Consider the following 7,864-nt stretch of genomic DNA (forward strand, 5'->3'; position numbering starts at 1 on the left):
CGACCGATCGCCGTGCTTCAGTCAGTCCAGTTCGCGCCAATTCTTTGATCAGCTCTAGGTGTGCCTGAGTTGCTTCTACATCATCCGTTAGCACTTGGCTTGCAGCTCCGACCTGAGCCAGAATGCCTGTAAACGACTGAGCCAGTGTGTCGTGAATTTCGCGTGCCATGCGGTTGCGCTCCTCTAAAATTGAGGCTGCTTCTGCTTGCTTTTGCAGCGTAATGTCTCGCGCCAACCAAATCACCTGTTCGTGCCGAATCGGGGCAATGCGAGCCGAAAACCAGACTTCTCGTCCAGCTATCCACTGGCATTCAGTGTATTCAACGGTGAGTACTTGTTGGGTTTTCACCACCTGCTGAATATAATTCAGGAATTCATCAGCTTGTTCCTTGGCATAGAGTTGATGCAGTGTTTTACCAATATATTCCTTTATATACTCCTCTCCATAGGATGGATTTCCTGGGATTGCGTCGATCACTTGCCCTTCAGCATTGTAAACACACAGCGGATCGGGAATGGCTGAGAAGAGCGCTCGCAGTTCTGCTTCAGAGGCTTGCAGCGCGGCTTCTGCCTGTTTGCGATCGCTAATATCTACAACCACCCCTTCGATGTATCCATCGGCTGCATTCAGATAAGAAGAGAAAAGTACCCAAAACAATGTCCCATCTCGTTTCCGCACCTGGGCTTCAAAGTTTCGCACTTCCCCATCCCGCTTCAGCAACTCAAGGAATTGTTGGCGATCGCTGGGATTGACATAGTAGCCTGCGGTGTGTTCAATCCCAATGATCTCCTCTGGTGAGTCAAAGCCATACAGATTGGCAAAGCATTGATTGGCATTGAGAATTAACCCATCACCAATGCGGGTGCGGTAGATGCCAACCTGGGAGTTTGCAAAGATAGCTCGGAATTTAGCTTCACTGCGTTGTAGAGCCTCTTCTGCTTGTTTACGCTGGGTGGTGTCATTGCCCACCGATAAGATTTCAACGACCTCTCCCTGTTCATTGAAGATGGCTTGATTCGACCAGGACATCCAAACTCGTCGACCGTCTCGACACAGGTTTTCACCCTCGCTTTGCGGGTACGATTGAGGATTGCGAAGTAAATTATGAACAAGGGGTTTGACATCGCGTCCAGAGGTTTCGATGTCTGGAATGATGGTTTCAAATAGGGTTCGCCCTAAAATCTGATGTTCTTCATAGCCCAACAATTTCACTCCATAATCGTTGATGTAGTGAATTCGTCCTTGCGTGTCATAGCGAATGATAACGGAATTCGCGGTTTGTAGCAGGTTGCGATAATTCGCTTCACTTTGTCTCAATGCGGCTTCGGTCTGTAGACGTTCAGCGATTTCCTGCTGTAGGGATTGAGTTCGCTCTTCTACCTTTCTTTCCAATGTTTCGGTATAGTCTGCTAACTGTTCATATAACCGAGCATTCTCCAGTGAAATTGCTGCCTGAGCCATCAACAGTTTGAGGACTTGTAAGCGATCGCGGGTAAACACTCCGGTACTGAGATTGTTCTCCAGATAAAGGATGCCGATCATCTGACTTTGCTTGAGAATTGGCATACACAGGAGCGATCGCGTCTGTTGCTTTTGAATATAAGGATCAGTCAAAAAAGATGGTTCACTAACTGCATCATCAAACACCAGAGTTTCTTGAGTACGTTCTACTGAGTAAATGACGGGGACAGGAATCGTTGCACAGTCAGTAACAGCGATCTTTTCCAGGTTGCACTGTCTACTCCCACTACACTGAGCCACCACAGTGAGTTGATCGTCTTCTAGGAGCACTAGAACGCCTGTTTCGGCTCCGGCATTTTCTATCACCACCTGCATTAACGTGGCGATCAATTGATCGAGATGGATTATTTCTGAAAGAGCTTGAGCTGCTTTCATTACCGCAGCCAAATCGATCGCCGCAGTCGGATGAAGGGTCGTTTTAGCGGTCAAGATTGAGTTCGATTGCCGAATCAGGTTGGAATTGAGTAGTTGTGGATAGCGTTTTTCTAAATCTTTGACTTTAGCAGTTGCGCCCCATCTTTCATAGCAGTAGTGTGCTTCTTTCATGTAGATCTGAGCAATCTTTTCCCGACCTCGCGCTAGATAATGTTTTGCAGCCAATTCGTATGCTAACGCCTCTTCCTGGATATATTCATTTTCTCTGGCTCCTTGAATCGCCTGTTCATAAAACTCTTCAGCCTCAAGAAATTGCCTTAAGACTCGTGCTTTCTCTGCTTCGACTAGATAAAATTTATGTAAATAATTCATTGGGGCGTGTTCTGCCCATTTCTGCATTTTTTCTTGGTTGGTGTTAACGCAGTTTAGCCAAGCTGATTTTTCAGAGTTTGAAGCATCGAGCAATAGGCTCAAAAGCGCCAGCGAATGATAGAAACAGAATATAGGTAGACTTATTATTGCTGACACCTCTTCAAAATGTTGCCTTGCCAAAATAGCAGTCTGTACAGCTTGATGGTGTTCTTCAAATAGATAACACAACATGACTTTGTGTAAATAGAGTATTTGAATTACAGTTCTATCTTTAACTGCAGTAGCGTGTGATAACGCCTCCTCTTCATTACAAACCCGACCAACTAAGCGACTGGGATTCTCAGATCTATCTAACAAATTAAGAATTGTCTGCCACACTATTGCAAGCCAATTCGAGGGGCTTTTCCGTCTGATTTGATTGGTCGCTTTGCTATAGGTTGCTGTTTTTTGTTCCAGTTGGGTGAGTTCCTCTCCAGCAGAAAACGAGTTATAGCATACGTTATAGGCAGCATAACCAGCACTTTCAAAGTCTCCGGTTTCCACTCCTTCCTGATAAGCCTCAATCAGCAGTGGTATCGTCTCCTTAAGATGTACTTTCCATTGCATAACATTGCCACTAAATAACTGTAATGCTCTAGCCTTGCCTTTTTTGGTATTCAATTGTTCCGCTAAGCTAAGAGCCAATTGACCAAATTTATAGCCGAGTTCAATGTCTTGAACAACTCCACATAGAACAAATCCGTAGGCAGTATAATACAGTGGTGACCAGATAGCATTACCGTAGTTGATTGATAAATTTACCGTTTTGCAAGTAATCAGCATGAATAGTGCTGGTGATACTATGAATGCAGCAGCCCCTATACTCCCTAGGATTGACATTGCTGCTAGCGGTTCTGGTGCAGTCATCTCTGGTAAATTAACCAAGTCTTCAATTTCTCGTTCAGCTAATCGTGCAGCCGTTTCCTCCAATCCGCCTCGAACATCTAACTCACTTGGATTTTCTGGTAAGATTACTCCCAAGAGCTTCAACACTTGCAATCCAATTTTAAGTACTTCTTTCAAGTTGCCCTGCGACAAATATCCTTGAATTCTGCTATCGTAAACCTGCACTTTGTCAACCACTGTTTTGGCACGAGCGAGTACCACTTCTACCAACTGTTCCATCTCATCAAAGTGACCCTGGAGATACGCCGCTTCTGCTGCTTCTGAGTACAGCGCTAAGGTGAGGTCATACTCACTGAGCCAACTCTCTGAATTGAGGAGTTTAAGCCCTATAGTGAAATACTTAAAAGCTGCTTCATAAGCCGTTGCTGCCTTTGCTTTCTGACCTGCCCTTAAGTTCAATCTGGCAATTTCAGTTCGTTCTGATCGAGCAGTGACTAGCTCAAGTCCTTGATTGAGATGATCGATGATTTCAAACAGCCGCTCGGAGCGTTGCTCTGGAGAAGTTTTTTCGAGCAAATTGCCACCGATTTGGAGATGCACAACCTGTTTCTGCGATTCATCAATCAAAGCATAAGCCGCTTGCTGCACGCGATCGTGCAGAAACTTATACTCTTGAACCAACAAATCTTCGTCCAAGTCAGACAGAGGTTGAATTAATCCTGCTTGTATTGCTTCTAATAAATCCTGGAAAACTGCTTTCGGTGATTTTTCGCAAACGGTTCCTTCGGAGTTGCGCTCTGCGCTAAACGCCAACGTTTCTAAATCAAACTCCGACCCAACACAAGCGGCGATGGAGAGAATTTGCTGTGTTGCTTCCGGCAATTTCTGCAACTGACGCAGCAGCAGCTCCACCACATTATCGGTGATATCTTGAGCTTCAATCTCAGCTAGGTTCCACTGCCAACTCAACTGTTGGGCATCAAAGGTCAACAGGTTTTCGCTATGCAGCAGCTTCAAAAATTCACCCACAAAGAAAGGGTTGCCCTCGGTTTTGCACAACACGACTTGGGCTAAAGAACGAACGGTATCAGGATTGTGATGTAATGTCTCAGCCACCAGTTGAGTCAACGGTTCCAGCGTTAAGGGGGTCAGGGTGATTTCCTGAAGTACTGCTCCCTGGTTTCGCATGCTCTCTAGCGTTAAGACCAACGGATGCGTTGGAGTCAGTTCGTTATCTCGGTAGGCTCCGATCAAAAACAGATACTGGATTTGCTCATCAAGTAAGATGAGTTCGATTAACTTCAAAGTCGCAGAAGCGATCCACTGTAGATCGTCTAAGAAAATGACTAGGGGATGCTCTTTTGCACAAAACGCCCGCACAAATTTTTGAAACGTGAGATTGAAGCGATTCTGTGCTTCTGTTGCTCCAACTTTGGGTGTAGGCGACTGCTTGCCAATGATTAACTCAACTTCGGGGATGACATCAATGATGATTTGTCCGCTGCTGCCCAGAGCAGTGAGCAGGCGCGATCGCCATACTTCCATCTGCTCATCCGGTTTGCTCAAGAGTTGCTGCACTAACTTCTGCAAGGCATTCACAATGGCGCTGTAGGGAATATTGCGCCCAAATTGGTCAAATTTGCCAGAGATGAAATAGCCTTGGTTTGCTGTGACCGGTTTATGGAGTTCCTGCACCAATGCCGTTTTGCCGATGCCAGCATAACCGGAGACCAGCATCATTTCACGATGCGGTAGTAGGGGAATGTCTTCTTCTGCTCCCCCACTTCCCCATTCCCCTACTCCCTCATTCCCTGCCACTCTGTCAAACGCCGCCAATAATGCTGCAATCTTCGCTTCTCGCCCATATAGTTTTTGAGGAATGCGGAACTGCTCAGAAACATCTTGCAGACCCAATGGCATAGGTTCAATTAAACCCACTTCTGCCAGTTGCTGGGCACAGCGTTCTAAATCTGCTTTGATGCCCCAAGCACTTTGATAGCGATCCTCCGCATTCTTTGCCATCAGTTTCAAAATCAGATCTGAAACAGGTTGGGGAATCGTTGCGTTCAATTCATGCGGGGGAGCCGGCGGTCTGGCAATGTGGCAGTGGACTAGCTCTAGGAGATCACTAGTGGGAAACGGCAATTGTCCCGTCAACAGTTCGTAGAAGGTTGCACCCAGTGAATAAAAGTCGGTGCGATAGTCGAGCATCCGGTTCATTCGTCCGGTTTGCTCTGGCGACAAATAGGCGGGGGTTCCTTCTAGAAGATGGAGACTTTTGAATGTAGGATTGGTACGACTGAAGCGAGTGGCAATGCCAAAATCAATGATTTTGACCACGCCAGTCCTCGGATTAAAGACAATGTTGCCAGGATTAATGTCTTTATGGATGACATGAGCCGCATGGATTTTGCCTAGAGTATCCGTAATGGCGATCGCCATATTCAAAAAAACCGACAGCGGCATGGGAGAGAAGCCTAATTGTTGCCGCATCCAGCATTCTAAAGACTCTCCACCAAAGTCTTCCAAAAGAAGAACCAGCGTGCGCTGGTAGTCTTGCTGGCTGTATGCCTTGACTACGCCTTCAATGTTGAGAAAGCGAGTAATTTCATACTCCTGCCGATAGCGAGTTAAATCCTGAGGAGAGGGATAATCCTGCTTGAGAACTTTGGCAATCACTGCACAGTTATCTTGCTCTCTGATGCCCCGATACACCAAAGAAGCTAAGCTCTCATAGATTTTGCTGTGGATAGTAATTCCAGGCAGGGTAATCATTGAATGCTCCCTGATGAAGGACTGTCATCCGTTTTCCAAAGTATATCGCTTGCCAAACTTCAGGATATAAAGCTCCTTGTATAGGTCTTTATATCCTGACTTGTAATTGCTCAACTCAGTAGCCACTCAGACTGGTGTGAGGCAAGGGCATGGGGAATAGCCTGGAAGGCAGAGATACTCTGACGGCGAGCCGTATTCACCAACGACCACACCTGGGCGAACAACTCCGCACCCCAATCGGAGCAAAAGCCATGGGTGACCTTGCGAAAAACCACGCTCCAGCGCATTGCCTGTTCACTGGAATGATTGGTCGGCGGCACCGTCTCATTGTTGAGGAACAGCAGCAGGCGCTTCTCAATAGTCGAGTAGTGCCTGAAAAATTGCTGTCCCTTAGGGGACTAGGGCTTCAGATTCAAGATCTCCCGCAGGCTGCCTCGGAATCGAGAGCTGTATTGCTGAAGCGTTGAGGCAGCCAGGGTCTGTCGTCGGTTCACGGCAATAGCTCGTAGTGACAGCCGCTTCATCCGGGGGCAAACAGGTCTCGCCCACATCAAAGGTCTGGGACATCGCTACCGGATTTTGCATTCAGACATTGATGGTCGATCGGTTGTATGAATGTACTTTCGATCAAATTCGGACTCTAACTTAAGTTAGAGCCAGCCTTCTACTCTGCGATGGCATGGTTACTCTATCAATTTGCACTGTAAAGAATTTAACTTGCTGTAGGCGACAGCTTGAAGGCGACCACCTATATTGAATTTGTGCAAACAGTCATGCAAATGGATTGAGCAAGCAAATTGCACGGTTTCATGCTTGAAGGCATGAATATTCAAGGTGCAACTGGGCGAATGCTCTTTGGGCACGTGACACGAAAATCTTAACTCTGTGCTTAACTTGCGGAGCTTAAGTGATGAAATTTGGCGTTGTCTTGCAGACTTAGTTCATGGCGCGATCGCTTACGTCATCAACCCTTGAGGGTAAACAGACGTTTCACTTAAAAGCACAAGCAGAGATGTTTAGCTTTTGATTTCATTCTGCAATTCCTCATTCACCAATCACTCAAATAGGAGAATTACCTAATGTCTACATTCAAGTACAATCGTCTAGATAAGAATAATGCTGCGGTTCTACTGGTGGATCACCAAACTGGACTGTTCTCGCTTGTGCGTGATATTGGTGCCGCCGACTTCAAAAATAATGTGCTAGCGCTAGCAAGTGTAGCCGAGTTTTTCAACCTGCCTACTGTTTTGAGCACTAGCTTTGAGGACGGTCCCAATGGAGTCATCCTGCCCGAACTGAAGGAGAAGTTTCCTGATGCTCCCTTCATTCCGCGCCCCGGACAGATCAACGCTTGGGACAATGAGGAATTTGTGGCGTTGCTGAACAGGAATATGATTTAAGGTGGAACGGGCACGTCTCCAAACTTGAGGTAGTGCAGTAGCAATCGAATCGAGTGCTTCAGCATCGCTACGGATTTGGAATAACACAACGTCTTGCGGTGTAACCGAGCTAGATAATGGCGCAGGCGGGTGTTCTCTCCCTCCACTCTGGTCATGTAGGTTTTGCTCACAATTTGATCGCCTGGGGAAATCAATCCAGGGTAAACAGACCATCCATCAGTCACATAAAAGTAGCACTGCCAACGCTTAACGATAGCCCACAACGGTGCAAACGTTTCGGCACTATGATCGCCTACGACCCACCCTAAAATGCCCTGCTGAAAGTGGTCAACTGCAGTCCACAGCCAGATTTTGTTTTTTTGAGCCAACAAAAGTTTCTAATTCATCCAACTCTCCAACTTCCGGTGTCGTTTCTGGATCATACGCATCAGGTAATAGACTTGTCGGGAAATAAGCAAGAATAGAAGGCAGAAATGGGATAAGCAAATGCTGGATATTGAACGGGTGCTGACACAAGACCGCTTGCTGCGCGCTT

3 protein-coding genes and 2 pseudogenes are annotated in these 7,864 nt (G+C 46.6%); 1 reads left to right on the forward strand and 4 read right to left on the reverse strand.

The window, feature by feature from the left end; all coding sequences use genetic code 11:
* The 3 genes and pseudogenes from H6F80_RS18475 to H6F80_RS18485 all read right to left on the reverse strand — a co-directional run.
* Window positions 1-5,929 (reverse strand): PAS domain S-box protein (locus H6F80_RS18475; RefSeq protein WP_190792996.1); only part of this gene is annotated, 5,929 nt, incomplete at its 3' end.
* Window positions 5,930-6,039: 110 nt separating this feature from the next.
* Window positions 6,040-6,303: pseudogene (locus H6F80_RS18480) on the reverse strand (IS66 family transposase); the annotation flags it as partial.
* Between the two features lie 16 nt (window positions 6,304-6,319).
* Window positions 6,320-6,496: a hypothetical protein gene (locus H6F80_RS18485; RefSeq protein WP_190792997.1), complete on the reverse strand. Its 177-nt coding sequence runs from the start codon at window positions 6,494-6,496 to the stop codon at window positions 6,320-6,322.
* 512 nt (window positions 6,497-7,008) lie between these two features.
* Here H6F80_RS18485 and H6F80_RS18490 point away from each other — a divergent pair.
* Entirely contained in the window at window positions 7,009-7,329 is a 321-nt protein-coding gene (locus H6F80_RS18490; protein ID WP_242067438.1) for a cysteine hydrolase family protein, read from the forward strand.
* Here the strand turns inward: H6F80_RS18490 and H6F80_RS18495 are convergent.
* Window positions 7,326-7,767, reverse strand: a pseudogene (locus tag H6F80_RS18495) (IS1 family transposase); the annotation flags it as partial. The gene H6F80_RS18490 and the pseudogene H6F80_RS18495 overlap by 4 nt on opposite strands.
* Between the last annotated feature and the right edge of the window lie 97 nt (window positions 7,768-7,864).

Origin of the sequence: Leptolyngbya sp. FACHB-711 (assembly GCF_014695615.1) — a bacterium.
Classification (GTDB): Bacteria; Cyanobacteriota; Cyanobacteriia; order Elainellales; family Elainellaceae; genus Leptolyngbya_A.

What these genes read in the sequence shown, in the direction of transcription:
- H6F80_RS18485 (WP_190792997.1), bottom strand. Translation starts at nt 6,496, where the DNA reads ATGTCCCAGACCTTTGATGTGGGCGAGACCTGTTTGCCCCCGGATGAA.
- H6F80_RS18490 (WP_242067438.1), top strand. Translation starts at nt 7,009, where the DNA reads ATGTCTACATTCAAGTACAATCGTCTAGATAAGAATAATGCTGCGGTT.